The 24945-nt window shown below is 70.0% G+C and carries 25 protein-coding genes and 1 pseudogene; 9 read left to right on the forward strand and 17 right to left on the reverse strand.

From position 1 onward, the window contains the following. A pseudogene (locus RIF93_RS07185) lies at window positions 1–458 on the reverse strand (mannitol dehydrogenase family protein); the annotation flags it as partial. After that, complete coding sequence (locus tag RIF93_RS07190) at window positions 455–1933, reverse strand: altronate dehydratase family protein (RefSeq protein WP_309089846.1); 1479 nt, start codon at window positions 1931–1933, stop codon at window positions 455–457. The pseudogene RIF93_RS07185 and the gene RIF93_RS07190, both read right to left, overlap by 4 nt. A gap of 131 nt (window positions 1934–2064) precedes the next feature. Here RIF93_RS07190 and RIF93_RS07195 point away from each other — a divergent pair, with 131 nt between their 5' ends. Beyond that, window positions 2065–3138: a LacI family DNA-binding transcriptional regulator gene (locus RIF93_RS07195; RefSeq protein ID WP_309089848.1), complete on the forward strand. Its 1074-nt coding sequence runs from the start codon at window positions 2065–2067 to the stop codon at window positions 3136–3138. Here the strand turns inward: RIF93_RS07195 and RIF93_RS07200 are convergent. The 3 genes from RIF93_RS07200 to RIF93_RS07210 are packed head-to-tail and all read right to left on the reverse strand — an operon-like array spanning window position 3114 to window position 5654. Then, a complete protein-coding gene (locus RIF93_RS07200) occupies window positions 3114–3524 on the reverse strand; it encodes a cupin domain-containing protein (protein WP_309089850.1) in 411 nt (136 codons plus the stop codon). The two genes, RIF93_RS07195 and RIF93_RS07200, sit on opposite strands and share 25 nt — an antisense overlap. Next, on the reverse strand, window positions 3521–4807 hold the full coding sequence (locus RIF93_RS07205) for an MFS transporter (RefSeq protein ID WP_309089851.1): 1287 nt from the start codon (window positions 4805–4807) through the stop codon (window positions 3521–3523). The genes RIF93_RS07200 and RIF93_RS07205 overlap by 4 nt, the downstream gene beginning before the upstream one ends. After that, window positions 4782–5654 carry a 2-keto-4-pentenoate hydratase gene (locus RIF93_RS07210; protein ID WP_309089853.1) on the reverse strand — a complete coding sequence of 291 codons (873 nt, stop codon included), beginning with the start codon at window positions 5652–5654 and terminating at the stop codon, window positions 4782–4784. The genes RIF93_RS07205 and RIF93_RS07210 overlap by 26 nt, the downstream gene beginning before the upstream one ends. 237 nt (window positions 5655–5891) lie before the next feature. Here RIF93_RS07210 and uxaC point away from each other — a divergent pair, with 237 nt between their 5' ends. From uxaC to kduD, 3 genes are read left to right on the forward strand one after another with little or no spacing between them, the layout of a single operon-like run. Further along, on the forward strand, window positions 5892–7334 hold the full coding sequence (gene uxaC / locus RIF93_RS07215) for a glucuronate isomerase (RefSeq protein ID WP_309089855.1): 1443 nt from the start codon (window positions 5892–5894) through the stop codon (window positions 7332–7334). Between the two features lie 17 nt (window positions 7335–7351). Beyond that, on the forward strand, window positions 7352–8188 hold the full coding sequence (gene kduI, locus RIF93_RS07220) for a 5-dehydro-4-deoxy-D-glucuronate isomerase (protein ID WP_309089857.1): 837 nt from the start codon (window positions 7352–7354) through the stop codon (window positions 8186–8188). Continuing rightward, window positions 8185–8946 (forward strand): 2-dehydro-3-deoxy-D-gluconate 5-dehydrogenase KduD, encoded by a 762-nt coding sequence (kduD, locus tag RIF93_RS07225; protein WP_309089859.1) that lies wholly within the window; start codon window positions 8185–8187, stop codon window positions 8944–8946. Before kduI ends, kduD begins: the two co-directional genes overlap by 4 nt. 1 nt (window position 8947) lies before the next feature. On the opposite strand, the gene RIF93_RS07230 is transcribed toward kduD, so the two are convergent. Continuing rightward, window positions 8948–10513 (reverse strand): carboxylesterase/lipase family protein, encoded by a 1566-nt coding sequence (locus RIF93_RS07230; RefSeq protein WP_309089861.1) that lies wholly within the window; start codon window positions 10511–10513, stop codon window positions 8948–8950. Between RIF93_RS07230 and RIF93_RS07235 the strand changes: the two genes are divergently transcribed. Beyond that, the gene (locus tag RIF93_RS07235; RefSeq protein WP_309089863.1) at window positions 10512–12170 is read left to right on the forward strand and encodes a pectate lyase; all 1659 of its coding nucleotides are present in this window, start codon (window positions 10512–10514) and stop codon (window positions 12168–12170) included. The two genes, RIF93_RS07230 and RIF93_RS07235, sit on opposite strands and share 2 nt — an antisense overlap. A 4-nt stretch (window positions 12171–12174) precedes the next feature. On the opposite strand, the gene RIF93_RS07240 is transcribed toward RIF93_RS07235, so the two are convergent. The 10 genes from RIF93_RS07240 to RIF93_RS07285 all read right to left on the reverse strand — a co-directional run bounded on the left by RIF93_RS07240 (window position 12175) and on the right by RIF93_RS07285 (window position 21228). Continuing rightward, window positions 12175–12636 (reverse strand): hypothetical protein, encoded by a 462-nt coding sequence (locus RIF93_RS07240; RefSeq protein ID WP_309089864.1) that lies wholly within the window; start codon window positions 12634–12636, stop codon window positions 12175–12177. 19 nt (window positions 12637–12655) lie between these two features. Beyond that, window positions 12656–13630 (reverse strand): alpha/beta hydrolase, encoded by a 975-nt coding sequence (locus tag RIF93_RS07245; protein ID WP_309089866.1) that lies wholly within the window; start codon window positions 13628–13630, stop codon window positions 12656–12658. 51 nt (window positions 13631–13681) lie between these two features. Further along, entirely contained in the window at window positions 13682–15022 is a 1341-nt protein-coding gene (locus RIF93_RS07250; RefSeq protein WP_309089867.1) for a dicarboxylate/amino acid:cation symporter, read from the reverse strand. A 115-nt stretch (window positions 15023–15137) separates the two neighbouring features. Next, on the reverse strand, window positions 15138–15521 hold the full coding sequence (locus tag RIF93_RS07255; RefSeq protein ID WP_309089870.1) for a YbaN family protein: 384 nt from the start codon (window positions 15519–15521) through the stop codon (window positions 15138–15140). 80 nt (window positions 15522–15601) lie between these two features. Beyond that, complete coding sequence (locus RIF93_RS07260) at window positions 15602–15940, reverse strand: response regulator (protein ID WP_309089871.1); 339 nt, start codon at window positions 15938–15940, stop codon at window positions 15602–15604. Window positions 15941–16037: 97 nt separating this feature from the next. Beyond that, window positions 16038–17927 (reverse strand): glucans biosynthesis glucosyltransferase MdoH, encoded by a 1890-nt coding sequence (gene mdoH, locus RIF93_RS07265; RefSeq protein WP_309089872.1) that lies wholly within the window; start codon window positions 17925–17927, stop codon window positions 16038–16040. A gap of 133 nt (window positions 17928–18060) precedes the next feature. After that, window positions 18061–19866, reverse strand: a complete 1806-nt coding sequence (locus tag RIF93_RS07270; RefSeq protein WP_309089873.1) for an acyltransferase family protein — start codon at window positions 19864–19866, stop codon at window positions 18061–18063. Window positions 19867–19985: 119 nt separating this feature from the next. Next, window positions 19986–20486 (reverse strand): TIGR02281 family clan AA aspartic protease, encoded by a 501-nt coding sequence (locus RIF93_RS07275; protein WP_309089875.1) that lies wholly within the window; start codon window positions 20484–20486, stop codon window positions 19986–19988. A 113-nt stretch (window positions 20487–20599) separates the two neighbouring features. After that, window positions 20600–20806, reverse strand: coding sequence for a DUF1289 domain-containing protein (locus RIF93_RS07280; RefSeq protein ID WP_309089877.1), 207 nt, complete (start codon window positions 20804–20806; stop codon window positions 20600–20602). Then, window positions 20803–21228: a PaaI family thioesterase gene (locus RIF93_RS07285; protein ID WP_309089879.1), complete on the reverse strand. Its 426-nt coding sequence runs from the start codon at window positions 21226–21228 to the stop codon at window positions 20803–20805. Before RIF93_RS07285 ends, RIF93_RS07280 begins: the two co-directional genes overlap by 4 nt. 175 nt (window positions 21229–21403) lie before the next feature. Between RIF93_RS07285 and RIF93_RS07290 the strand changes: the two genes are divergently transcribed. Together RIF93_RS07290 and RIF93_RS07295 are read left to right on the forward strand one after the other, a co-directional pair. Next, complete coding sequence (locus RIF93_RS07290; protein WP_309089881.1) at window positions 21404–21742, forward strand: hypothetical protein; 339 nt, start codon at window positions 21404–21406, stop codon at window positions 21740–21742. Window positions 21743–21905: 163 nt separating this feature from the next. Beyond that, on the forward strand, window positions 21906–23378 hold the full coding sequence (locus RIF93_RS07295; RefSeq protein ID WP_309089883.1) for a phospholipase D-like domain-containing protein: 1473 nt from the start codon (window positions 21906–21908) through the stop codon (window positions 23376–23378). On the opposite strand, the gene RIF93_RS07300 is transcribed toward RIF93_RS07295, so the two are convergent. Beyond that, on the reverse strand, window positions 23375–24106 hold the full coding sequence (locus tag RIF93_RS07300; protein WP_309089885.1) for an endonuclease/exonuclease/phosphatase family protein: 732 nt from the start codon (window positions 24104–24106) through the stop codon (window positions 23375–23377). The genes RIF93_RS07295 and RIF93_RS07300 overlap by 4 nt on opposite strands. 98 nt (window positions 24107–24204) lie before the next feature. Between RIF93_RS07300 and RIF93_RS07305 the strand changes: the two genes are divergently transcribed. After that, window positions 24205–24564, forward strand: coding sequence for an energy transducer TonB (locus RIF93_RS07305; RefSeq protein WP_309089887.1), 360 nt, complete (start codon window positions 24205–24207; stop codon window positions 24562–24564). A gap of 77 nt (window positions 24565–24641) precedes the next feature. Continuing rightward, on the forward strand, window positions 24642–24945 hold a 304-nt coding region (locus tag RIF93_RS07310; RefSeq protein ID WP_309089889.1), incomplete at its 3' end, for an acyl-CoA dehydrogenase family protein.

A 24945-nucleotide genomic window follows, 5' to 3' on the forward strand; every position in this document is an offset into this window, starting at 1 on the left:
GGCTGCGCCAGGTCGCGCTGGACATCCGGGTGGGCCAGGTCGAGCTCGCCGGCTGTCGTCAGGCAGTAGCCCTTCTCGGTGACCGTGGAGGTCACGTAGCGCACGTCCGGCGACACAAGACGCCGGAAGACGGCCTCGGGATCTTCCGGGGCGACCAGCAGCTCGCGGATCGAACCGATCACGCGATAGGCGGGCTCGGCCTCCTTCTCCGCGAGGGTGTAGAGGCCGCCCTGCGGGGATAGCGCATCGCGCACGTCCGGCGTCCGGAGCGACACAGCGCAGACGCCGAAGTCGGGGCGGCTCTTCAGCATCTCGTCGAAGTAGAAGGCCTGGTGCGCGCGGTGGAAGGCGCCGGGGCCGAAATGGACCACGCCGATCTGAATCGCCGAGCGATCGTAGGCGGGCGTGCGGACGGGCGCGCGGACCTGGGCCAGCGTCGCGTCGGACAGTCGGTTCAAAGGGTGACCCCGCGTTTCCAGAGGGCGATCTCGCGCTCGCCGTTGGCCTCGGCGCGGGTCTCGCGGCCCGAGGCGGTGGCCAGCACCAGGTCCATCAGCCGGTCGGCGGCCTGGTCGACCGTTTCGCCCGCGACGATGCGGCCGGCGTCGAAGTCGATCCAGTTCGGCTTGCGCTGGGCGAGGCTGGAGTTGGTGGCGATCTTCAGCGTCGGCGCGGGGAACCCCAGCGGCGTGCCGCGGCCGGTCGTGAACAGGATCACCGTCGCGCCGGCGGCGGTGAGCGCCGTCGACGAGACGGCGTCGTTGCCGGGCGCTTCGAGCAAGACGACCCCTGGCGCGTGCGCCTGCTCACCATAGCGAATGACTTCCGTTACCGGTCCCCGGCCAGCCTTCTGCACCGCGCCCAGGGACTTCTCCTCCAGGGTCGTGATGCCCCCGGCGATATTGCCGGGCGATGGGTTCTCGCTGACGGGTTCGCCGTGGCTGGTGAAGTAGGCCTTGAAGTCGTTGACCACCTCGGCGACGCCCCGGAAGACCGCCTCGTCCGCGGCGCGCGCCATCAGCAGCCGCTCGGCGCCGAAGATTTCGGGGATCTCGGTCAGGACGGCCGTCCCGCCGGCTCCGCAGACCTTGTCGGCGATGCGCCCGACCAGAGGATTGGCGGTGAGGCCCGACAGGCCGTCCGAGCCGCCGCACTTCAGGCCGATGACCAGGTCCGAGACCGGGCAGGGCTCGCGGCGGTCCTGCTCGGCGATCGCCACCAGCTCGGCCACCGCCCGCAGCCCTTCCTCGAGCTCGTCCTCGGCCATCTGGGCGGTGAAGGCGCGCAGGCGCTCACGGTCCAGGTGCGGCGCCGACTCCAGCAGGGCCGAGAGCTGGTTGTTCTCGCATCCCAGCCCCAGGATCAGCACGCCGCCGGCGTTCGGATGACCGGCCAGGGCCGCGATCATGGCGCGGGTGGCGTCGAGATCGCCTCCGAGCTGCGAGCAGCCGAACGGATGGGTCAGGGCGTGCACGCCGTCGGTCCGCCCTGCGAACTCGCGGCTGGCGCGCTCGGCGATGCGCTGGGCGGTACGGGCGACGCAGCCCACCGTGCAGAGGATCCAGATCTCGTTGCGCGTCCCGACGCGGCCGTTCTTGCGCCGGTAACCCATGAAGGCGCCGTCCGTCGCCGGCAGCGGCTCTGGGGCGGCTGGCCGCCAGGCATATTCCTCGTGCGTCGAGAGCGCGGTCGACAGGTTGTGCGTGTGAACGTGCTCGCCGGGGGCGATGTCGGCGCTCGCCCGTCCGATCGGCCAACCGTACTTGCGCACCGCCTCGCCCTTGGCGATCGCGCGGCGGGCGACCTTGTGGCCGGCCGGGATGTCGGCCGCCGCCGTGAGGCCGTCGACCGTTTCGCCGGCCGCCATGCCACGCAGCGCCACCGCCACGTCGTCGCGCGGATCGATGATCAGGAGGTCGGCGGAGGCGTTCATCGCAAAATGGTAACCGGTGTCACTGAAAGCTCAAGCCGGGGTCGTAAGGCTTATTAGCGCGACCCTCCATAGGATTTGCATTCGGGCGCGATGTCGCTAGTGGTCAGGCTCGAAACAGACCGAGGCTTCGGATGAACAAGGCGCCCCGCGCCCAGGACGACGCTTCCGAGATCCCGCGCCGGCGGCCCACGATCAACGACATCGCCCGGCTGGCCGGCGTGTCGAAGAAGACCGTCTCACGGGTGATCAACGCCTCGCCCTTCGTCCGCTCCGACACCCGCGAGCGCATCGAGGCGGTCATCGCCGAGCTGGGCTATGCCCCGGATCCCCAGGCGCGCGGCCTTGCCTATGGGCGGGCCTTCCTGATCGGCCTCGTCTACGACAACCCGAACCCGCAATACGTCGTGAACATGCAGCTGGGTCTGCTGGATGGCATGCGCGGCTCGGGCTTCGAGCTGGTGGTGCATCCCTGCGACCGCAACAGCCCGACGTTCCTGGACGACCTGCGGGCGTTCATCGAGCGTCAGCGGCTGTTCGGCGTCGTGCTGACGCCGTCCGTGTCGGAGGACGAGCGCGCCGCCAAGCTGATGGCCGACATCGGCTGCGCCTACGTGCGCGTCGCCTCAGTCAGCCTGGATACGCCCGAGCACATGATCGAGACGCGAGACCGGCTGGGCGGGCGGGAGGCGGCCCGGCACCTGGCCGACCTCGGCCACACGCGCATCGGCTTCATCTCGGGGCCGCCCACCTTCCGCTCGTCATACGAGCGCCGCTCGGGCTTCGAGGAGGCGCTGAACGAGCGCGGCCTGACGCTGCCGAAGGCCTATGTGCTGGAGGGCGGCTATACGTTCGAGTCCGGCATCGAGCGGGGGCGTGAGCTGCTGCAGCTCGAGCAGCGTCCCACCGCCATCTTCGCCGCCAATGACGAGATGGCCGCCGGCGTCCTGCAGGCGGCCCGGCAGCTGGGGCTGAGCATCCCCGAGGACCTCTCGGTGGTGGGCTTCGACGATTTCCAGATCGCCTCGCGCGTCTGGCCGGCGCTGACGACTATCCGGACGCCCACGCGGGAGATCGGCCGCCTCGCGGTCGGCCGGCTGCTCGGGCTCGAGGACGACGACCGCGACCCGAAGAGCCGCCTGCCGTCGCTGGTCGTGCGCGACTCCACGGCCGCGCCGAAGACTCAGGGCTTCGGCGCCAGCGGGTAGGAGATGATGAGGACCAGGTCCTCGTCGCCGACCTGGGCGATGCCCACCACGGCGTCCTTGTAGAGGTAGGCGGCCCCGCCGGGCCCCAGCCGCTTCGTCACCCCGTCCGACGTCACGTCGCCCTGGCCGGAGAGCACGTAATAGACCTCGTCGTGGTTGATCGGGTGCAGGCCAATGGCGGCGCCCTTGTGCAGGACGCGCTTGCGAAACTCCATCGTCCGGTTCGGGGCGGCGTCGGAGATCCGGTAGGCCGTGCTCATGCCGATGGCGCCGTGCGGCGGCGGCTCGCGGCGGACGACGTCCTTCTCGTCCACGAACGCCGCCGGCGGGGCGGCGAGCGCCGGGCCCGCCAGCGCCGCCAGGGCGAGGACCAGGATCGGCTTCACAGCTTCACCGGCTCCATCTTCGGCGTCAGCAGGTGCACGACCAGCAGGGCCAGCAGATAGGCGGTCGCGGCGATCACGAAGATCGGGGTGTAGGTCCCGAGCCGCTCGAGAATGAAGCCGACGTACTTCGAGAACACCATGCCGCCGATCGCGCCCAGCATCCCGCCGATGCCGATCACCGAGGCGACGGCCGAACGCGGGAAGACGTCGCTGGGCAGGGTGTAGAGGTTCGCCGAGAAGCCCTGGTGCGCCGCCGTCGCCACGCCGATGATCAGGACCGCCACCCAGAGGTTCGAGGCGAAGGCGGCGAAGGCCACCGGCAGGGCCAGGAGGGCGCAGATCAGCATCGTGACCTTGCGCGCGCGGTTGATCGACCAGCCCATGTGCATGAAGCGCGAGGACATCCAGCCGCCGCCGACGCTGCCAACATCCGACAGCAGGTAGATCGCCACAAGCGGCGGCCCGAACGTCTTCAGGTCCAGGCCGTAGCGCTTGCCCAGGAAGTCGGGCAACCAGAACAGGAACATCCACCAGACCGGGTCGATCAGGAACTTGCCGATCGCATAGGCCCAGGTCTCGCGATAGCCCAGGAGCTTGGTCCAGGCGACCTTCTCCACGGTGTCCGGCGGATCCTGCTCGATGTACGCGAGCTCGCCGGCGCTCACCTTCGGATGCTCGCGGGGGCGGCGATAGACCAGCAGCCAGATCGGCAGCCAGATGAGGCCGGCGACACCGGTGACGATGAACGCCGCCTGCCAGCCCCAGGCCAGCACGATGGCCGGTACGACGAGCGGCGTCACGATGGCGCCGATGTTGGTGCCGGCGTTGAACAGGCCGGTGGCCAGCGCCCGTTCCTTCTTGGGGAACCACTCGGTGACCGCCTTGATCCCGCCGGGGAAACCGCCGCCCTCGCCCAGGCCGAGCAGGACGCGCGCGGCGACGAAACCGCCGAAGGACGTCGCCGCCGCGGTGGCGATGTGACCGACGTGCCAGATGAGGTAGGCGAGGCCAAAGCCGAAGCGGGCGCCCATCCGGTCCATGACCCGGCCCCAGGTCAGGTAGGCGATGGCGTAGGCGGCCTGGAACCAGAAGACCAGGTCCGCATAGTCGGTCTCGCTCCAGCCGAACTCCTCGGTCAGCGCTGGCTTCAAGAGGCCCAGCGTCTGCCGGTCGACGTAGTTGACGACCATCGCGAGGAACAGCAGGCCGACGACGACCCAGCGATACTTGCCCGCCGCGGCGGACGGAGCGGCGGCGTCAGCCGGCCCGATGGTGGTTGTCATCCGTGGTTCCTCCCGGAGCTTCGGGCGTCTGGACGACCGCTTCGCAGCGGATCTCCACCAAGTCCCCGAAGACGATGCGGGCCGATTGTCCGGCCTCGATGTCATGAATGCCGCTGGCCGCGCCGGTCGTCACCAGCTGTCCGGCCTTGAGCGGACGGCCGCGGCGCGCAGCCGCGCCCAGCAGGAAGGCCAGAGACGCGGATGGACCGCCCGGCACCGACTCCGGCGTGCCGCGGCCCACGAGCTGGCCTTCGACGAAGGCTTCGCAGGCCGGCACGTCCTGCGGACGCTCGCGCCAGCCGGGAATCGCCGGGCCCAGGATCAGACCCGCGTTGTTGCCGAAGTCCGAGGCCACAACCTTGGGGCCCAGCACGTTGATGGTAGAGAGCGGGCTGCCGGCCAGCTCGACGCCGGCCAGCATGTCGTCCACGAACGCCAGAGCCTCGGCCGGCGTCCAATCGAACTTGTCGCCGGGGGCGTCGCGGCCCATGCGGAAGACGTACTCGGCTTCAACGGCCGCGAAGCCGCCGGGAATCACCGGCAGCCGGGTCGGTCGGCCGGCCTCGGCCTGCCAGACGTTGCGGCGGAACACGGGACCCATCACGCGATCCGAGCCGAGCTCGGCCTGCAGCTCTTCGGGAATGCGGCCCACCTTCCAGCCGGCGACCTCGTCCGGCCAAAGGCCGATGGCGAGGTCCTGCACGCCATAGCCGGCGGCCAGACCGTCAGGCAGCAGGCCGCCGGGGAAGCCGGGCAGGGGACGGGCAGCCCGGCGCGCCGCCACGAAGGCGTCGGCGATGGCTTGGGCGTCGAAGCGGGTCGCGGTCTGGGCCGCCGGCGCGGTCACGTCCTGTCGTCCTCCGGCCGGTCCGTCTGATGGTCGCGGCTTGATTGTTGGCGGGCGGCGCATCGGGAGGCGCCCGCCCGCGGTTCGGCTTCACATTGTGGCATCAGGTAACCGGTGTCAATTTGGCTCCGGCGGCGCGATCTGCTTCACTCGCCCTTGATCTCAACGGTTGGCGCCAGATGGCTTGCGCCGCTGTATGACACCGGTTACCGAGGCCGCCAAGGGAGGTACAAGGTCATGACAACGCCGCTCAGGCTGCATCCGGACCGGCTGTTCCCAGCCGATCCCGACACGCGCGCCATCGCCCGCCGCCTGTACGCGGCCGTCAAGGACCTGCCGATCATCAGCCCGCACGGGCACACGGACCCGGAGTGGTTCGCCGGCAACCAGCCGTTCTCGGACGCGACCGGCCTGTTCCTGTCGCCGGACCACTACCTCTACCGGATGCTCTATTCGCAGGGCGTGCCGCTCGAGCAGCTGGGCGTGCCCTCGAAGGCCGGGCCATCGTCCGCCGACCCGAGGGCGGCATGGCGGATCCTGGCGTCGAACATGCACCTGTTCCGCGGGACGCCGTCGTCGATGTGGCTGAACCACGTGTTCGGCGAGGTGTTCGGCTTCGACGTCGAGCTCTCGGCCGAGACCGCGGACATGTACTTCGACCGCATCGGCGAGGCGCTGCAGACGGAAGCCTTCCGCCCGCGGGCGCTGTTCGAGCGCTTCAACATCGAGCTACTGGCGACGACCGAGAGCCCCACCGACGAACTGCTGCACCACAAGGCCATGCGCGCCAGCGGCTGGAAGGGCCGGGTGGTGACCGCATACCGGCCCGACCCGGTGATCGACGCCGAGCACGAGGACTTCCGCGCCAGCCTGCAGCGCTTCGGCGAACTGACCGGCCAGGACGTGGAGAGCTGGAGCGGCTATCTCGAGGCCCACCGCATGCGCCGGGCCGCCTTCATGGAGATGGGCGCGACCTCCACGGACCATGGCCACCCGACGGCGGCCACGGCCGACCTGACCGACGCCGAAGCCGAGGCCCTGTTCCGCAAACTGCTCAGCGGGACCTTCACGCCGGACGACGCCGAGCTGTTCCGGGCCCAGATGCTGACCGAAATGGCCAAGATGAGCCTGGACGATGGGCTGGTCATGCAGATCCACCCCGGCTCGTTCCGCAACCACAACGCCGGCATCTTCGCCCGCTACGGCCGGGACAAGGGCGCCGATATCCCGATGCGCACCGACTACGTTCGGGCGCTCAAGCCCCTGCTGGACCGGTTCGGCAACGAGCGGGACCTGTCGATCATCGTCTTCACCCTGGACGAGAGCACCTATTCCCGCGAGCTCGCGCCGCTGGCAGGCCACTATCCGGTGCTGAAGCTGGGCCCCTCCTGGTGGTTCCACGACAGCCCGGAAGGCATGCGCCGCTTCCGCGAGCAGGTCACCGAGACGGCCGGCTTCTACAACACCGTAGGCTTCAACGACGACACGCGCGCCTTCCTGTCGATCCCCGCGCGCCACGACGTCGCCCGGCGGATCGACGCCGGCTTCCTTGCGCGGCTCGTGGCCGAGCATCGCCTGTCGGACGAGGCGGCCCACGAGACCGTCGTCGACCTCGCGTACAACCTGCCCAAGCGGGCCTACAAACTGGACGAGCCGGCCAAGCAGCCGGCGCTCGCCTGACCCCGGAGACGCCGCACGTGTTCAAGCGCATCTATCACGCCACCCATCCCGACATGATGGAGGGCGTCGACAACGAGACCCTGCGCCAGCGCTATCTGATCGACGGGCTGTTCCAGCTTGGCCAGGTGGTCCTGAACTACACCCACTACGAGCGCTTCGTGATCGGCGGCGCACAGCCGGGCGCCGGCGCCGTCCGCTTGCCGGACCAGACAGAGCCCGAGAGCGCCGCGGGACATCCCTTCCTCGAGCGGCGTGAGATGGGCGTGATCAACGTCGCCGACGCGCCGGGCAAGGTGACGGTCGACGGCACGGCCTATGACATGGCGCCGCGCGACTGCCTCTACATCACCATGGGCGCCAAGGACGTCACGTTCGAAGGCGAGGGCGCGCGGTTCTACCTGGTGTCGACGCCGGCGCACGCGGCCTTCGAGACCAAGAAGCTGTCGATCGCCGACGCCGTGCCGCTGGAGCGCGGGGCGCTGGAGACCTCGAACGAGCGGACGATCTACCAGCTGGTCGTGCCGCAGACCTGCAAGTCGGCGCAGCTGCTGCTGGGGCTGACGATCCTGAACACCGGCAGCGTCTGGAACACCATGCCGCCGCACCTGCACGACCGGCGCAGCGAGGTCTATTTCTACTTCGGCCTAGGCGAGAACGACCGCGTGTTCCACTTCATGGGCGAGCCCGACAAAGCGCGGCACATCATCATGGCCAACGAGGAGGCGGTGGTCTCGCCGCCGTGGTCGATCCACATGGGCTCGGGCACCTCGAACTACGCCTTCATCTGGGCCATGGGCGGGGAGAACCTCGACTACACCGACATGCGCGTCCTCGACATCTGCCAGCTGAAATGAGCGCGAACCTCTTCAGCCTGGAAGGCCAGGTCGCCCTCGTCACCGGCGCCAACACCGGCTTGGGCCAGGGCATCGCCGTGGGCCTGGCGGAAGCCGGCGCCGACATCGTCGCCGTGGGCCGCAGCGCGCCGTCCGAGACCGCCCAACTGGTGGCCAAGGCCGGCCGCAGGCTGCACGCGGTCAGCGCCGACCTCTCCTCGCTCGAGCCGATCGGCCGGGTCGTGGACGAGGCGCTGGCCGCGGCCGGCCGCATCGACATCCTGGTGAACAACGCCGGCATCATCCGCCGCAACGACAGCCTCGACTTCACGGAAGAGGACTGGGATGCGGTGATGGACACCAACCTGAAGACCACGTTCTTCCTGTGCCAGGCGGTGGCCAAGCGCTGGGTCGAGGCGGGCCGCGGCGGCAAGATCATCAACATCGTCTCGATGCTGAGCTTCCAGGGCGGTATCCGGGTGCCGTCCTACACGGCCTCGAAGAGCGGCCTGGCCGGCCTGACCAAGCTGCTCTGCAACGAGTGGGCGGGCAAGGGCATCAACGTCAACGCCATCGCGCCGGGCTATTTCGCCACCAACAACACCGAGGCGCTGCGCAACGACGAAGGCCGATCGAAGGAGATCCTGGGCCGCATTCCCGCCGGCCGCTGGGGCGATCCCAAGGACCTGGCCGGGGCGGCGGTGTTCCTGGCCAGCCGGGCGTCCGACTACATGAACGGCGCCATCGTGCCCGTGGACGGCGGCTGGCTCGCGCGGTGACCTAGGTTCCCGGCTGAACGTAGGGGACCTTCGCGAAGAAGCGCCGCTCGGCTCCGCGCGGGTCGTCCACCAGCTTGGAGGGGACGTCGAAGACCATCGTCTGGCGGCGCGCCAGCCCGAACGGCTCCCACTGCGGGATGGCCCGGCAATTCGGATCGCCCGTCCGGGCGAAGGCGAGGAAGGCCTCGCTCATCTGGTCGGCCATGACCTGCGCTTCGGGACCGATGGCCGTCGCGCCGGGCTTTCCCACGTTGTCGAACACGAACTGGATGTCGGAGGCGTGCGGCGCGCCGAACCTGCCGCCGTCCTTCGGCGTCGCCCAGTCCAGCTGGTAGGTCCAGGTGGGATGGCCGGCCCGGGCGCGCTCCTCCAGCTCGATGATCGCGCCGCGCCAGGAGCGGCCCGCGGTGGTGGCCGCGAACAGCACGTCAGACGGCGAATAGTGCGGATAGAGCCGCCGGTACTCGGCGACGACCGCCTCGGGCAGGACGTCGACGCGGAGGTTCGCGAAGGTCAGCTTCTTCGGCAGGTCGTCCCAAGTGAGGGCGAAGTTCGTTGGATCATTGCCCATGAAGGCGCGGGTTTCGTCATGGGTGTTGCCGATGATCATGGGGATGCGCGCGGACTGGGCCGGCGCGTCCGGGTAGAACGGGTGGCGCTTCAGGCTGCGCTCGTCCAGCACGGGGCCGAAGTAGAGGCCGCCGAAGCCCAGCACCGGGTCCTCGATCGCCATCGCCTCGACCAGCCGCTCGGCGGGCAGGGTGCGGACCTCGCCCGCCTGCTCTGGCTTGAGCTTCAGCGCATCGAGAAAGGCCAGGGTCCGGCGCGTGGCGTTCATGGGGCCGGACGCCGTCACCTGCTGGCCGCTCATGGTGGCGGCCCGGTGGAAGAGGCCGGCGGCGGCCGGCATGGCCATCATGGTGGCGATCTTGGCGCCGCCGCCCGACTGACCGAAGACCATCACGTGATCGGGATCGCCGCCGAACTCGGCGATGTTCTCCCGCACCCACTGCAGCGCCAGGATCAGGTCGAGCTGGCCCGCGTTGCCGCTGTCGGCGAGCTCTGGAAGGAACGGCGCGAAATAGCCGTAGCCGAAGACGTTGAGACGGTGGTTCAGCGTCACCACCACGACGTCGCCGCGCTTCGCCAGCCGCACGCCGTCGTAGAGCGGCGCCGAACCCGAGCCGTTCGAATAGGCGCCGCCGTGGATGTAGACCATCACCGGGCGCTTGGCGCGGTCCCGCAGGGCAGGCGTCCAGACGTTCAGGAACAGACAGTCCTCGGAGGTGGCGCCTGCGCTGCGGTCGCGCTGCGGCGAGGCTGCGCCATACTCGAGCGCCGGGACGATCCCGGACCAGGGGGCGGGCGGCTGCGGCGGCTGGAAGCGCCGCGGGCCGGTGTCGGCGCCGTAGCGGACGCCGCGGAAGACCAGGATCCCGCCGTCCACATAGCCTCGTACGCGGCCGTGCCGCGTCTTCGCGACCGGTGAGGTCGCGCCGAACGCGGGCGCTACGGAAAGGGCGAGGGCGGCCGCGACGGCGCCGCGGCGGGTGAGGTCGGAAGCCATGGCGGCAGACTATGACACCGGTGGCAATCCGCGCTACAACCTCTGCAACGAAGTGGAGGAAACCGGCGTGTTCAAGGGCTTGGCGGCCGTCCTGGCCGGCGTGTGCGTGCTCGCAGCGGGCGAGGGTCAGGCGCAGTCGCGGGACCAGGTTCTGGCGACGATGAGGCGGGCGACCAGCTTCATGGTCGAGAGGGCGGCCTACAACGGCGGCTACGTCTGGTCCTACACGCCGGACTTCCAGAGGCGCTGGGGCGAGCTCGAGGCCAAGCCCACGATGATCTGGGTCCAGCCGCCGGGCACCGGCACGATGGGGCATCTGTTCCTGGACGCCTACCACGCGACCGGCGACGACTATTACTACCGAGGCGCCGAGCGGGCGGCCGAGGCCCTGATCTGGGGCCAGCACGAGAGCGGCGGCTGGAACTACTTCATCGACTTCGGCGGGCCCGCGTCGACCAAGGACTGGTACGAGACCTACGGCAAGAACGCCTGGCGGATGGAGGAATTCCAGCACGACTGGGGCAACGCTACCTTCGACGACGCCGGCACGTCCGAGGCCATGCAGTTCCTGCTGCGCCTCTATGTCGAGAAGCGCGACCCGCGCTGGAAGCCCGCCCTCGACAAGGCGCTGAACTTCGTCCTCGAGGCGCAGTATCCGATCGGTGGCTGGCCGCAGCGCTATCCGGTGAAGCCGAAGTTCGAAGGCGACTACACCGGCTACATCACCTTCAACGACGACGTGGCCGGCGAGAACATCAAGTTCCTCATCATGGTCTACCAGGCGCTGGGCGAGGACCGCGTCCTGGACGCGATCCACCGGGCGATGAACAGCTTCATCGTCACACAGGGCGGGCCGCCGCAGCCGGGCTGGGCGCTTCAGTACACGCTGGATCTGAAACCGGCCGCCGCCCGCAGCTATGAGCCCAACGCCCTGCACACCGGGACCACGGCGAACAACATCGCCCAGCTCATGACCTTCTACGAACTAACCGGCGACAGCCGCTACCTGGCGCGGGTGCCCGAGGCGCTGGATTGGCTGGAAAGGGTCAGGCTGGAGAAGCCCACCGCCGACGGCCGCACGCACCCGACCTTCATCGAACTTGGGACCGATCGTCCGATCTACGTCCATCGCCGAGGCTCGAACGTCGTGAACGGCGAATACTACTGGGACTACAGCCCCGAGCGGACGCTGGCCCACTACGGGGCCTTCCGGAAGATCGACGTGGCGGCCCTGCGCGCGCGCTACGAGCGGCTGAAGGCCACGCCGGGCGACCAGGTCTCCAGGAACTCGCCGCTCAAGGCCCGCAGCCTCGTGCCGCTGCCGCGCTACTATGCGACCCGCGACCTGGAGACCTCGGACCTGAACGTCCGTCCGGCCGACGACGAGGCCAAGGCCGTCGCGCCAGAGAAGGTCCGCCAGTTGATCTCGGACCTGAACCGCCAGGGCTACTGGCCGACGCCGCTGGTGGCGACGAGCAATCCCTATCGCGGGGAAACCCCGCCGGCCCGGTCGGACGGCGACTATGCGACCACCCACGTGGGCGACCGCACCGACACCTCGCCGTACCCCGACCCTGCCCCTAAGCCGGGGATCTCGACCGGAGCCTACATCCAGAACATGACGGTGCTGATCGACTGGCTGGACCAGCGCCGCTGAGCGCCTAGTGCGGCCAGACTTCCTTCAGGACGCTGGCCTTGCCGTCCTTCAGCATGACCTCGAGGGCCGGCGTCTGCGGCCGGCCGGGCGCGAAGAGCTCATAGACGACTCCGCCGTCCGTCTGCGTGCTCTCGATCACGCGGGCGGGCGGCGCGCCCTTCCACGCGGACGTCGCCGCGGTGCGCACCGCGTCAGGCGCGGCGGCCCAGGCGATGTCGCGCTGGATCTCGACCACCTGCCAGCCCTGCGGCGTCTGAAGGAGGTCGAGCTCGATCTCGGAGCCGTCGGGCAGCGTCCCTTCGACGTCGTAGTAGCGGCGGCCCTCGCGCTCCTTCAGCTCTGCCTCGGCGACCTTCATCTGCGGCATGGCGGCCTTCACGGCGGCGGCGACGTCGGCCGGAACGTCGGCTGCGAGCGCGGGGCCGGCGAGGACGGCGAGGGCGAGGGCGGCGAACAGGCGGGGCATGGCGGTCTCCTTCGGGAGGTCAGCGGCGGAACAGGCCCCGGCGCTCGGCCCAGGCCAGGAACAGGTCGGGCCAGGCCGCAGCGGGCTTGCCCTGGATCAGGCGGATGCCGAACCCGTGGCCGCCTTCCTCGAACAGGTGGGCCTCGGCCGGAACGCCGGCGGCGCGCAGGGCGGCGAGGTACTGCAGGCTGTTTTCCACGGGCACGGACTGGTCGTCCATGGCGTGCACGAGAAAGGTGGGCGGCGTCGTGGGGTCCACCCGGCGGTGCAGGGAGTAGGCGGTCTCCTGCTCCGGCGTCGGCGCGCGGCCCAGCAGCGACTCGCGCGAGCCGCGGTTGGCGTGCGGCAGGCTCATGTCGATGACCGGATAGATCAGGGCGGAGAGATCGGGCCTGGCGTCCTGGGCGTCGACCGCGTCGACGGCGGCATAGGTGCGGTCCGCGTGCCGGGTGGCCAAGGACGCCGCCACATGGCCGCCGGCCGAGAAGCCCATCATCGCCACGCTTCGCGGGTGCACCCCGTAGTGGGCGGCGTGGGCGCGCACGAGGCGGATCGCGCGCTGGGCGTCCTGCAGCGGGACCTCGCTGGCATTGACCCAGCCGTCGATCGGCAGGCGGTAGCGCAGCACGAAGGCGGTGACCCCGGCCTGGGCAAGGCGGCGGGCGGTTTCGAAGCCCTCCTTGTCGATCACCACGCGGACATAGGTGCCGCCGGGCGCGATGATCACGGCGGCGCCGTTCGGGCGGGTCGGGCGAAAGACGGTGAGGCGCGGGCGCCCCACGCGCGTGGCGATCCGGTCCTGGAAGCCGGAGGTTGCGGCGCGGTCGGTGACGACATCCTGCGGCAGGTCGGCCGGCGCGCCCGGCGGCCGGCCGGGCCACAGCTCTAGAACCTCGGCCGGGTCGGGCGGCTCCTGCGCGGCGGCCAGCGTCGGGGCGGCGGCCAGGCCCAGGCCGACGAGCGCGCGGCGGTCGATCTCGGACGAGCGGGACATCGCACGGGCACCGGTATCACCCGGCGAAGGCCGCAGCCAACGGGAGAGCAGTCAGGCGCCGGCGAGGCTCGCTTCGGGCGCCTCGCCGGCCCAGGCGCCGTCGTAGGCCTCGCGGTCCAGCAGGTCCTGCTCCTTGGCGACCAGGGTGGGGACCAGCGCCTGGCCGGCGACGTTCACGGCGGTCCGGCCCATGTCCAGGATCGGGTCGATGGCCAGCAGGAGCCCTGCGCCTTCGAGCGGCAGACCCAAGGTGGACAGGGTGAGGGTCAGCATCACCGTCGCGCCGGTGAGCCCAGCCGTGGCCGCCGAGCCGATCACCGAGACGAGGACGATCAGCAGGTAATCGGTGAGATGCAGCGGCAAGCCGAAGAACTGGGCGACGAAGATCGCCGAGATGGCGGGGTAGATGGCCGCGCAGCCGTCCATCTTGGTCGTCGCGCCCAGCGGCACGGCGAAGGCGGCGTAGGCCCGGGGCACGCCCAGGCGGCTTGCGGTTACGCTCTCGGTCAGCGGCAGCGTGCCGATGGACGAGCGCGAGACGAAGCCCAACTGGATGGCGGGCCAGGCGGCGCGGAAGAACCGCGCGGGGCTAAGTCCATGGGCGGCGAGCAGCGCGGGGTAGACCACGAGCAGCACGATGGCGAGACCGATGTAGACGGCCGCCGCGAACTCGCCGAGCTGGGACAGCGCATCCCAGCCGTAGTGGGCCACGGCGTTCCCGAGCAGGCCCACCGTGCCGATCGGCGTGAGGCGGATCACCCACCAAAGCACCTTGCGGACCACCGCCAGCGCCGAGGCGTTGAAGGCGAGGAAGGCGCGGCCGGCTTCGCCGACGCGCAACGCCGCGAGGCCCACCACGAGCGAGATCACCAGGATCTGCAGGACGTTGAAGTTGAGCGTCGTGGTCGCCGAGCCGTCCGACAGCTTGGTTGCGGCCGTGAGCCCCAGGAAGTTGGAAGGCGCGAGCCCGACAAGGAAGTCCAGCCAGGTTCCGCGCGTGGCCGGCGCCTTGGCGGCCTCGGCCGCGACCCCGGCGTGCAGGCCCGGCTGCAGCAGCAGCCCCAGGGCGATGCCGATGGAGACGGCGATCAGGGCGGTGATGGCGAACCACAGCAGCGTGCGCCAGGCAAGCGCCGCGGCGTTCTGCAGCTCGGAGAGCCGCGCGATGCTGGCGACGATGGCGGTGAACACCAGCGGCGGAACGAGCGCCCGCAGGAGCTGGATGAAGGTGGAGCCGACGATCCGCAGCGCCTCGGCCAGGCCATGGCCGCCCTGTCCCTCGTCCACGCCCAGGCTGCGGGCGAGAAGGCCGAGGCCGAGGCCAAGCGCCATGCCCGCCAGGACCTGGAGCCCGAAGCCGCTGATGAAGCGGGATTGAGATGCGGTGGCCATGGGCTGTCCTTCGCCGCGCGATTGCCCTCCCGCTTATGTCTACTCCTGGACTAGGAATGAGGGTCGGCGGAAATTCTAACGTCCGCCTCAGAACCTCTGCGGGCGCGGCTCGGGCTCAGGCGGCCGGCCGGCTCACGACATAGGCGCCCACGCCGGTCAGGATCACGCCGACGGCGCCGGCGATCCACACGTTGCGCGTGGTGTAGGCGACCAAGCCCCAGCTCACGGCCATCATGGCCACGGCGGCGACCTTCGCCCGGGTGGGGATGGCGCCGCGCTCCTCCCAGTCGCGGATGAGGCGGCCGTAGGTGGGGTGCTGCCGCAGACGCTCGGCAAGCTCGGGCGAGCCGCGGGCGAAGGCCCAGACTGCGATCAGCAGGAAGACGGTGGTCGGCATCACCGGCAGCACCACGCCGACGGCCGCGAGCGCGACCGCCACGAAGCCGACCGCGCGATAGACGAGCACGCGTCGGCGTCGGGCGGGTGGCGGCGTGTTCATACGGTCATGGACTCCGCCGCGAGGCCGGCTGAGCCGCAGTGATCGCGGCAAACGCGCCTGGACGCAACGGTCGGCGCCGCTCAGGCCGCCGCCCGGCACGCCTCCGCCAGCCGCCGCGGCTGAATCGGCTTGCTGACGACCTTCGCGCCGGGCTCGCCCTTCAGCAGATCGGCGTTTGCGGTGACGTAGACGACCGGCACGTCGCCCAGCTCGGCGGTAATGGCGCTCACGGCCTCAAGGCCGGTGCCGCCAATGATGCGCAGGTCGGCCGTGATCAAGTCGGGGCGGTGTCGCCGCGCGCACGTGAGCGCGACAGGCGGACTGTCAGCCCAGTCAAAGGAGTCGTAGCCGAGGTCGCGCAGGAGCTGCTCGATCTCCAACGCGATCAGCATCTCATCTTCTATGATGAGTGCGTGCATGCCAGGTACCCGTCCACGCAGGGAATGCCCTCCGAAAGACGCAGGTTTCCTGGATTCAACCGGGAAGGGAAAGCCCCTCTGAGACCAAAATGAGCCTTCAGCGGGCCGCCGCCGTGCGCGAGTGCGAGACCAGCACGGCGAGGGTGGCGCTGGCCAGCTGGTTCTCCGGCGTCGCGAACAGCGCGTGGCGACGGCGCAAGCGGCCGGGCAGCCGCGAGGTCATCACCGCGATCGGGGCGGCGAACAGCAGCGGCAGCACGACCGGCGCGAAGCACAGCGACAGGTCCGGGCGGAAGCAGAGGCCGGCCGTGAAGACCAGGCCCGTCACCATTTGCCAGCGCATGGCCTTGAAGGCCGTCTCCCAGGGCAGTTCGCCCGCGTCGCGCTGCTGGGGCGCCCAGCCCACGTCCCCGCCGCGGAAGGTCTGCATGACCGAGTGGGTGTTGGCCACCATCTGGATCGGCGCCAGCAGGGCCGACAGCAGGACCTCGAGCCCGACGCTCTTCATGATGTTGCGGGTCCCGCCGAAAGCACGCCGCTCGCGCGGGCGGCTGAGCACCAGGGCCGCGCCCATCAGCTTGGGGCTGATCAGCAGCACGGCCGACAGCACCGTCGTCAGCATGAAGGGCGTGAACTCGGGGTTCAGGATGTAGAGGAACGAGTTCCAGTCGACCGGGTACTGCAGCTGCATGGCCAGGCCGATCACCAGGGCGGCGAACCAGAGCGGCGAGGCGATGTAGGCCAGGCAGCCGAAGAAGAGCTGCAGCCGGCTAATGGGGTGCAGGCCCCTGGCGTTCAGCAGGGCCAGGTGCTGCAGGTTGCCCTGACACCAGCGCTCGTCGCGACGCATGAACTCGAACAGGGTCGGCGGCGTCTGTTCGCAGGAGCCGTCCAGCGCGGCTGTCAGATGCACGGCCCAGCCCGCGCGGCGCAGCAGGGCGCCTTCGATGACGTCGTGGCTCAGCACGTGGCCGCCGAACGGCTTCTCGCCGGGCAGGATCGGCAGGCCGGCGCTTTCGGCGAAGGCGCGGACGCGCAGGATGGCGTTGTGGCCCCAGTAGCTGGACTCCGCGCCCGTCCACCAGGCGAGCCCAGCGGCGGCCACCCGTCCGTACATCTGAACGCCGAACTGCGAGAGCCGGGCGAACAGGGTGCGCGCGCCGATGATCGCGGGCGTGGTCTGAATCAGGCCGACGCCCGGGTGGCGCTCCATGGCGTCGACGAGGCGCAGGACGGTCTCGCCGGCCATGGTGCTGTCGGCGTCCAGCACGATCATGAAGTCGTAGGCGCCGCCGTGGCGGCGGACCCAGTCGGCGATGTTGCCGGCCTTGCGCTCGGCGTTGTCGGCGCGGCGGCGCATGTAGAGGTTGCAGTGCGCGTGGCTGCGCAGGGCCATGTATGCGGCGCGCTCGTCCTGGGCGATGTCCTCGCGCCGCGAGTCGCTCAGTACGAAGATGTCGAAGCAGTCGGCGACGCCCAGCCGCTCCAATGCTGTGTCGAGGGCGGCGAGCCGCGCGAAGGCGGCATGCGCGTCCTCGTGGTAGAGCGGCATCAGCAGCGCCGTGCGGGTCTTCGGCCGGTTGGGATGCGGCGAGAAGCGCAGGTCGTCCTGCTCGCGGCCGGTCGCCAGCACGAAGAGGCCGGCCAGCGCGCTGCAGAACCAGATGCACATGGCGGCGCCCAGCATCACGAAAACGCCGAAGCCCAGGACTTCCAGCGGCTGCCACCCCTTGCGGGCGTAGAGCACGAACGGGCCCCACATCAGCAGGCCCGCCAGCACCAGCGCGCCGCCGAACACGATGGCGCGGCGCAGGTTCACGTCCAGAGGCGAGGTGGCGGGCGGGGCGGCGAGGTCGGGACCCTCGTCCCGGCCCAGCGCCTGGCGGGGCATGGCCAGCGGCGCTTCTTCGGGCATCCACGGGTCGTCGACGACCTCGTCCGGGCGCCAGAGCGCGACGGGCTGGAAGAGACCGACGATGCCGTTCATGTGTACCGCTCGCCCCCGAAACTGCGCCGGCGGAGCGCCCGCTGGATGGCCGCTCCCAAGCTCCGGTTAGATTTCGCCCTCTTCAATCACGGACTCGTGATTAAAGCCAGTCTAACGAACGCGTGATTGCTGTTTAGGCGCGATTTGCCTCAGGGGCGCCCATTTCGAGGCGGCGCTCGAGGAGGTAGGCGGCGACCGCGACCCAGCCCACCAGTATCACGGCGTAGCTGCGTTCCCACCAGCCGACGTTGGCGTCGTTCACGAGGCCCGGCATCAGCAGGTGCTTGGTGATGACGGTCAGCAGGGCCATGGCCACGAAGGCCGCAGCCAGGAACCACTTCAGCCGCGGGAGATCGCGAACCGGCCGCAGCGCCCACAGCAGCAGCACCGGGGCGAGCTGGATGCCCAGCGCCAGGTTGATGGCCAGGTGCCGGGGGTCGGGCCAGGGATAGAGCGCAGCGGCCACCAGGCCATAGCCGGCCAGGATGAAGACGATGGCCGTGAAGACGCCTGTAAGCTTGGCGCCGGTCAGGCGGGTGATCGCCAGGCCAAAACCGACGCCCGCCAGTCCGGCCATCAGACCGGCGGCCAGGACGCCCACGTTGAAGATCAGCGGCAGCGGCGCCGTCGGCCCCCCCAGTTCGCTGAGGTACTGCCGGGCGTGGTTGAAGCCGGGGTAGGCGAGGGTCGCCAGCACGACGGCCGCGGCCGCGAACGCGGGGGCGAAGACGCCGAGCCGCAGCAGCGCCCGGCCGATGGCCGCCCGGGCGTCACCGTCCAGCGGCTTCAGGCCCCAGAGCGGGCGCATGAGCGGGACGCGGCGGACGATCTCATAGACCAGCAGACTGCCGCCAAACGTCACCGTTGTCAGGATCAAGGCTTCCGGCAGCGCGGGCAGCCGCGCCGGCTTGAGGAGCCAGACGGCGGCGACCAGAATGGTCTGGTGCGCCAGGTAGCAGGGGAAGATGCCCTCGTTCAGGTAGCGCAGCACCGGCGAATTGGCGGCGCGCAGATGGCGGCTGCCGAAGCCCAGGATCGCGGCGATCACCACCCATTGGGCGACGCCGAACACCGCATTGCGCGGGATGCCGAAGAACGCGCCGCCGCCGGGGTGCCACTCCTGGAGCATCACCAACGCCAGGCTGCCCGCCGCGAGGCCGAGGCTGGTCCAGCGGCGTTGCTCGAGCTCGCGCCAGATCCCTTCTCGGGTGACGATGAGGAAGCCGAAGGCGAAGGCGCCCAGCGAGAGCGCGTGGTTGTACCAGTCCCAGCTCAGTCGGTTGGTGACGCCGAAGAACGGATAGAGCGCCAGCCGGATGGCGATCAGATAGAGCGCCGGCAGGGCCAGCACCCGCCAGCCGCCGAGCGCCGCCTCGAGGCCGGCGCCCAGCCGCTCCATCAGCGCCGGACGCGCCATCAGCGGCAGGATCGCGACGGTGTAGGCCGTCAAATAGACGAGGAACCAGAGGTGGTTCACCGGGACGCCGTTCGCCAGGCCTGCGAGGCTGAACTCCTGCGCGACCCAAGGCAGCAGTCCGTCCGACCAGAAGCCCTTGTCCGTCGCCTCGATCCACGACTGCAGGGGCACCAGGCAGACGACGCCGAACAGCAGCGGCGGCATGAGACGGGCGAGCCGGCTCTGGGTCACCTCGGCGGTCGTCCGGCGCAGCGACATCAGCCGCAGGGCCGAACCGGCCACCAGGAACAGCAAGGTCAGCCGCCATGGACCGGTCAGCAGGATCGCCTCGCGCAGCCAGTCGAAGCGATGCGTGCTCTGGATGTGCCAGTCGTAGGGCGCATAGACGAGCGCCACGTGGAACAGGATCAGCAGGCCGAAGGCGGCCACGCGGATCCAGTCGAGGTCCGCACGCCGGGCGATCCGTGCGCCGGCGGGCTCCGCGGCTGCGGGCGCGGCGTCGCGGCGGGCGCGCAACGGCATGGATGGGGTCCAGAGACTCGACATCGCGACGGCCAATGCGCCAACCCGGTCCCGGAGATCAAGTCGTCGCTGCGCCGCAGCATCGCGCGCGGCCCCGCCGTGGCGCCGAAGCCGCGCCGTCAGGGCTGGAGGAACAGCGCCTCTCGCGTGGCCTCGAACCGGGCGAGCCGTCCGAGGTAGCTCATGCCCAGCAGGGAGGTGTCGAGGCCCTTCTCGATCACCAAGGCGCCCACGTCGTCCAGGCGGGCGCCGCCGACGGAGACGGAGGAGAGGGTCACGGCGGCGGCCCGCGAGCGGCCGCCCGCGGTGGTGACCCTGTAGGAGTAGTCGAGGTCCTGCGTGCGGAAGCCGAGCCGCTCAGCGTCGGCGGGGGTCAGCGCGACGGCGGTGGCGCCGGTGTCGACCAGGAAGCGCACCGGCTCGCCGTTGACTTGGCCGTCGGCCCAGAAGTGGCCATCGGCGCCCTTGAGCACAGCGGCGGACGGGGCCGCGGCGCCCGCGCTCGTCAGCCCGAAGCCCGGCGCGTCCAAGCGGGCGATGCGGAGGGGCTGGGGCGTGAGCGCCAGCATCCCGGCGGCGCTGACCAGGGCCGAAACGCCGGCCACCATCACCACCTGCATATGCCGGCCGAGGTTCGACGCCTGCCTGGACACCCGTTGCGACCCGCGGAGACGGCCTTGCGGCCCGTTCAGGCGGCGGAGATTAGGCGGCAGCCCTTTTCAAGCCGTGAACGTCAGAAGAGGCCCAGTTTCTCGGGCCGGATCAGGCTGCGGCGGGACGGCAACTCCTGCATGATCCGCTCGCGCTCGGCCTCGCTGAGGCGGGCCCAGCCGGCGACCTCGTTGAGCCGGCGGAAGCAGCCCAGGCACAGGCCGCTCTCGGCGTCGACGACACAGACCTTGATGCAGGGCGTCTTGATGGGGGCGGGCGGCTGGCTCATCGGGGCAGAGCGTAGGTGACGTTGGCCTGGGCGGCCAGACGGTCGGGGCTTTCGGTCCAGATCCGCACGTCGCAGACCGTCATCCGCCGGCCCAGGCGCAGCATCTCGGCCTCGGCGTGGATGTCGCCCGGCTTGGCGCCGCGCAGGAAGCTCATGTTCAGCTGGGAGGTTACGGCCATCAGCTGGTCGCCGATGTGGGCCAGCACCAGGGCGTAGGCCGCCGTGTCCGCGAGGCTCATCAGCGTCGGGCCCGAGATCACCCCGCCGGGCCGAAGGAGGCCGTCGCGGTAGGGGAGGCGAAGCCGCACGCGACCGGGATCCACCTCGAGGACCTGGGGACCTGTCTGCTGGACTCCTGGGAAAGCGGTCTCGAGCAGGGCGTTGACGCCCTGGGCGTCCAGCAGCGGCGTAGGTGCGCTCATGCGCTTCCTTCTCGCGCGGGCGGTGGTCTCATTACAAGAAGTTTATTGTTACATGTGACATGTAGTGTACCATTACTAAAGATTCATCGCCGAATACTCATTATTGCAGCTTGTTCATTTGAATTGAGAGCGATGGCGGATGAGGTTTGTCCCAGGTTCCTAGGGAGAAAGTCTCATGAAGTTCGCCGCCATCCTGATCGCCGCCGCCACCGTCGCGAGCGCGGGTTCCGCTTCCGCCGCCGAGCGGGTCACCGACCTGGACTACCTGCGCGCGAGCCGCTGCAAGGGCCTGGCCACCACCCTGACCGGCGTCGTCGACGCCGGCGCGATCGACAGCTTCCTTAAGACGGCGGGCGGCGCCCGCTCGCCGATGGTGCTCGACCGCGCCGACAGCGAATTCCAGAAGGCCAAGCGGGAAGCCCGCAGCGAAGACCGCAAGGCCCGCCTCACCGCCGAACTGACCGGCGCCTGCTCGTCCTACCTGGGCGAGCCAGCCAACGTCGCCAAGCGCTAAGGACACCCTCTCTAGCCCTGTCCTAGTGCTGTCGTAGCGCGCCGCCACGGCCCCGGCGGCGCGCTTTCGTCTTGCGTGGAGGGCGACGGGAACCCAGCCTTGGCCGTAGGGCTTTCCTGCGAGCGCGGCCTTACCCGGCCGCAGGCCAGCGGCAAGGATGCGGATGACGATCTTCAACCCGGGCGAGACCTGCTGGCGTACGGCGGGTGCGGATCGCGTGGCGTTCCTGATCGACACCGAGGCCTATTTCACCGCCGCCTTTGAGGCGATGCAGAAGGCGCGTCGCTCCATCCTGCTCTTGGGCTGGGGCTTCGACCCGCGCACCCGGCTGTTCCCAGATGGCTACGATGGGCCGAACGACCCGGACGAGGTGGGCCGCATCCTCCTGCGCCTTTCCGAGCAGCGCCCCGATCTCGACATCCGACTGCTGATCTGGAAGTCGGCGCTGCCGGTCAGCGCCAGCCAGCAGTTCTTCCCGCACAAGGCCCGCAAGTGGTTCGAGGGCACGCGGGTGAAGTTCCGCCTGGACGACCAGGTCCCGTTCGGCGCGTGCCATCACCAGAAGCTGCTGGTGATCGACGACCGGCTGGCCTTCTGCGGCGGCGGCGACATCTCGATCGACCGCTGGGACACGCCGGGCCACCTGGAGGACGACCCGCGCCGGATCATGCCGGACCAGGACTATCACGCGCCGCGCCACGAGGTGATGATGATGGTCGACGGCGAGGCGGCCCGCGCCCTCGGCGACCACTTCCGCGAGCGCTGGCGGCGGATGGAGAAGGAAGAGATGGCCCCGCCGCCCGACGCCGGCGGAGATCCCTGGCCCGACCACGTCCCCCCGCATCTCTTCCACGCGCAGGTCGCGATCGCTCGCACCGAGCCGGCCTGGAAGCAGCCGCGCACCGTGGCCGAGATCAAGGCGCTGACCCTGGCCTGCATCGCCGAGGCGAAGGACGTCATCTACCTTGAGAACCAGTACTTCACGTCGCCGCTGGTGACCGAGGCGCTCGCCGAACGCCTGGCCGAGCCGGACGGGCCGGAAGTGATCCTCATCACGACAGGAAAGGCGCCGAGCTGGTTCGACCAGCTGACGATGGACCGAACGCGCGGAGCGATGATCTGGCGGCTGAGGGCGGCGGACATCTTCGGGCGCTTCCGCGCCTTCCTGCCGAAGACGTCGGGCGGCACGAACATCATCGTCCACTCCAAGGTCAGCATCTTTGACGACCGCATCGTGCGGGTAGGCTCGGCCAACCTGAACAACCGCTCGTTCGGCTTCGATACCGAGATCGAGCTTGGCGTCGAATGCGACGACGAGACGGCGCGCCTGAATATCGAGGCCCTGCGTGACCGCCTGGTGGGCCACTTCCTGGCCGTGACGGGGGACGCTGTGCGCAAGGCGCGCGCCGACCATGGAAGCCTCGGCGCCGCCATCGACGCGCTGAACCGGAGCGGGCGGCTGGAGCCGGTGGATCCGTCCCGTCGATCGGCGCTGGAGGAGCTCATCGCCGCCTACCACGCTGGCGATCCGACCGACGTCTCGGACTCCTGGCGCCTCGGCCGACGCCGCGAGCGGCTGTTCCGGGAAGCTCGCGAGATGGCCGAGCGGCGGCTCCGAAGCCGCGGCCAGGGCTAGGCGACGTCGAAGTCCATCACCAGCGGCAGGTGGTCGGAGGCGACCCGCGTCAGCGGATCGAACGGCGCAAAGACGTCCTGCACCTCGATGCCCGGGCTGACGAAGACGTGGTCGATGCGCAGCACCGGCAGCGGCGACGGGAAGGTGGACGTGGGCGTGCGCCGCCGCGACAGCCGCCGGGCGGCCTGCAGCCTGGTCGTCAGCGTACGATAGACCACGGACGTGCCCGTGGCGTTGAAGTCGCCCAGCAGGATCGTCGGCCAGCGGCATTCGGGGTGGTCCAGCCACGATGCGCCCGCCAGGTGCGCCGCCTGGATCTGCTGCTCGCGCGGGACCAGGCCCAGGTGGGTGTTGATGATCTGGACCGGCTTGCCGTCGATCTCGACCTCGACCCACAGCGCGCCACGGGGCTCCAGGCCGCGCATCCGGTCGTAGCCGGGCAGGGGACCCACCTTCACCAGCCGCTCAGGGTAGACGGTGAGGATGGCGTCGCCGTAGCGCTCCTCCTCGACCTGCATGGCGGCGTGGAAATGGTGGCTCATCTCGAGACGCTGGGCGATCTCGTGCGCCTGGTCCACGTGGCCGGTGCGCCGCCGGCCGACGTCCAGCTCCTGGAGGGCCACGATGTCGGGGTTCAGCGCCGCGAGCACCGCGGCGATCCGCGCCACGTCCAGACGGCGATCGTTCCCGACGCAGCGATGGACGTTGTAGGTGACGATGCGGGGCATGAGGGTTGAGGTCTGGCCGCGAACTGCGGCGAAGGCAAGGTGCGCAACACCCGACGCGGGGCCTAGGTTTCGCCCACCTCCGGCGGCAAACTGGGATCATGATCGCCTCGGTCGTCCTGACTCTCGCCGCGCCCGCGGCGGCCGTGGAAGCGCCGCGCCTCCTCCGCCTTCCCAGCGCCTACGAGCGCGCAATGGCCTATCCCAGCCACGCCTCGGAGCGGCAGCTGGACGGAAGGGCGGTGCTGCGTTGCCGCGTGACCTCAATCGGCACGGCGGCGGATTGCAGCGTCAAATCCGAGACTCCCGCCGGTCAGGGATTCGGCCAGGCCGCCATGTCGCTCCGCTCGCGTCTGCGCTTCACGCCGCCGACGGGCGGGCAGGACCCCTGGGTAGAAATTCCGCTGAACTTCGAAGGGGCTTGGCGGAAGGCGTTGAGGGAAGGCGACCCGAACCGCTGACGCTTACGTTAGCGTCATCTTTCCAGGGCTTGGGGCCGCGCGTATAGGGTTTCAAACGCCTGTAAGAGGAGCCGGCCATGAACCTCGACTTCACGCCTGAAGAGAACGCCTTCCGCGAAGAGGTTCGCGCCTTCATCCGCGACAACTACCCGGCCGAGCTGCGCAAGGCCCAGGACGAACATCGCCCGCTGACGAAGGAAGAGTATCTGCTCTGGCACAAGGTGCTGGCGAAGAAGGGCTGGCTCGCGCCGTCCTGGCCGGTGGAGCACGGCGGCACGGGCTGGACGCCCACGCAGAAGTACATCTGGTCGGAAGAGACCGCGAAGGCCGACTGCCTGCCGGTGCTGCCGTTCGGCGTCTCGATGCTGGCGCCGGTGATCT

This window comes from Phenylobacterium sp. (assembly GCF_031181185.1).
Classification (GTDB): domain Bacteria; phylum Pseudomonadota; class Alphaproteobacteria; order Caulobacterales; family Caulobacteraceae; genus Phenylobacterium.

Bases quoted from the DNA above. Each gene is read 5' to 3' on its own strand.
- RIF93_RS07270 (WP_309089873.1), bottom strand. From the start codon at position 19,866: ATGCCGTTGCGCGCCCGCCGCGACGCCGCGCCCGCAGCCGCGGAGCCC.
- RIF93_RS07285 (WP_309089879.1), bottom strand. From the start codon at position 21,228: ATGAGCGCACCTACGCCGCTGCTGGACGCCCAGGGCGTCAACGCCCTG.
- RIF93_RS07255 (WP_309089870.1), bottom strand. From the start codon at position 15,521: ATGAACACGCCGCCACCCGCCCGACGCCGACGCGTGCTCGTCTATCGC.
- RIF93_RS07305 (WP_309089887.1), top strand. From the start codon at position 24,205: ATGATCGCCTCGGTCGTCCTGACTCTCGCCGCGCCCGCGGCGGCCGTG.
- RIF93_RS07245 (WP_309089866.1), bottom strand. From the start codon at position 13,630: ATGTCCCGCTCGTCCGAGATCGACCGCCGCGCGCTCGTCGGCCTGGGC.
- RIF93_RS07280 (WP_309089877.1), bottom strand. From the start codon at position 20,806: ATGAGCCAGCCGCCCGCCCCCATCAAGACGCCCTGCATCAAGGTCTGT.
- uxaC (WP_309089855.1), top strand. From the start codon at position 5,892: ATGACAACGCCGCTCAGGCTGCATCCGGACCGGCTGTTCCCAGCCGAT.
- mdoH (WP_309089872.1), bottom strand. From the start codon at position 17,927: ATGAACGGCATCGTCGGTCTCTTCCAGCCCGTCGCGCTCTGGCGCCCG.
- RIF93_RS07235 (WP_309089863.1), top strand. From the start codon at position 10,512: ATGGCGGCAGACTATGACACCGGTGGCAATCCGCGCTACAACCTCTGC.
- RIF93_RS07190 (WP_309089846.1), bottom strand. From the start codon at position 1,933: ATGAACGCCTCCGCCGACCTCCTGATCATCGATCCGCGCGACGACGTG.
- RIF93_RS07300 (WP_309089885.1), bottom strand. From the start codon at position 24,106: ATGCCCCGCATCGTCACCTACAACGTCCATCGCTGCGTCGGGAACGAT.
- RIF93_RS07240 (WP_309089864.1), bottom strand. From the start codon at position 12,636: ATGCCCCGCCTGTTCGCCGCCCTCGCCCTCGCCGTCCTCGCCGGCCCC.
- kduD (WP_309089859.1), top strand. From the start codon at position 8,185: ATGAGCGCGAACCTCTTCAGCCTGGAAGGCCAGGTCGCCCTCGTCACC.
- RIF93_RS07290 (WP_309089881.1), top strand. From the start codon at position 21,404: ATGAAGTTCGCCGCCATCCTGATCGCCGCCGCCACCGTCGCGAGCGCG.
- RIF93_RS07195 (WP_309089848.1), top strand. From the start codon at position 2,065: ATGAACAAGGCGCCCCGCGCCCAGGACGACGCTTCCGAGATCCCGCGC.
- RIF93_RS07205 (WP_309089851.1), bottom strand. From the start codon at position 4,807: ATGACAACCACCATCGGGCCGGCTGACGCCGCCGCTCCGTCCGCCGCG.
- RIF93_RS07250 (WP_309089867.1), bottom strand. From the start codon at position 15,022: ATGGCCACCGCATCTCAATCCCGCTTCATCAGCGGCTTCGGGCTCCAG.
- RIF93_RS07295 (WP_309089883.1), top strand. From the start codon at position 21,906: ATGACGATCTTCAACCCGGGCGAGACCTGCTGGCGTACGGCGGGTGCG.
- RIF93_RS07230 (WP_309089861.1), bottom strand. From the start codon at position 10,513: ATGGCTTCCGACCTCACCCGCCGCGGCGCCGTCGCGGCCGCCCTCGCC.
- RIF93_RS07275 (WP_309089875.1), bottom strand. From the start codon at position 20,486: ATGCAGGTGGTGATGGTGGCCGGCGTTTCGGCCCTGGTCAGCGCCGCC.
- RIF93_RS07260 (WP_309089871.1), bottom strand. From the start codon at position 15,940: ATGCACGCACTCATCATAGAAGATGAGATGCTGATCGCGTTGGAGATC.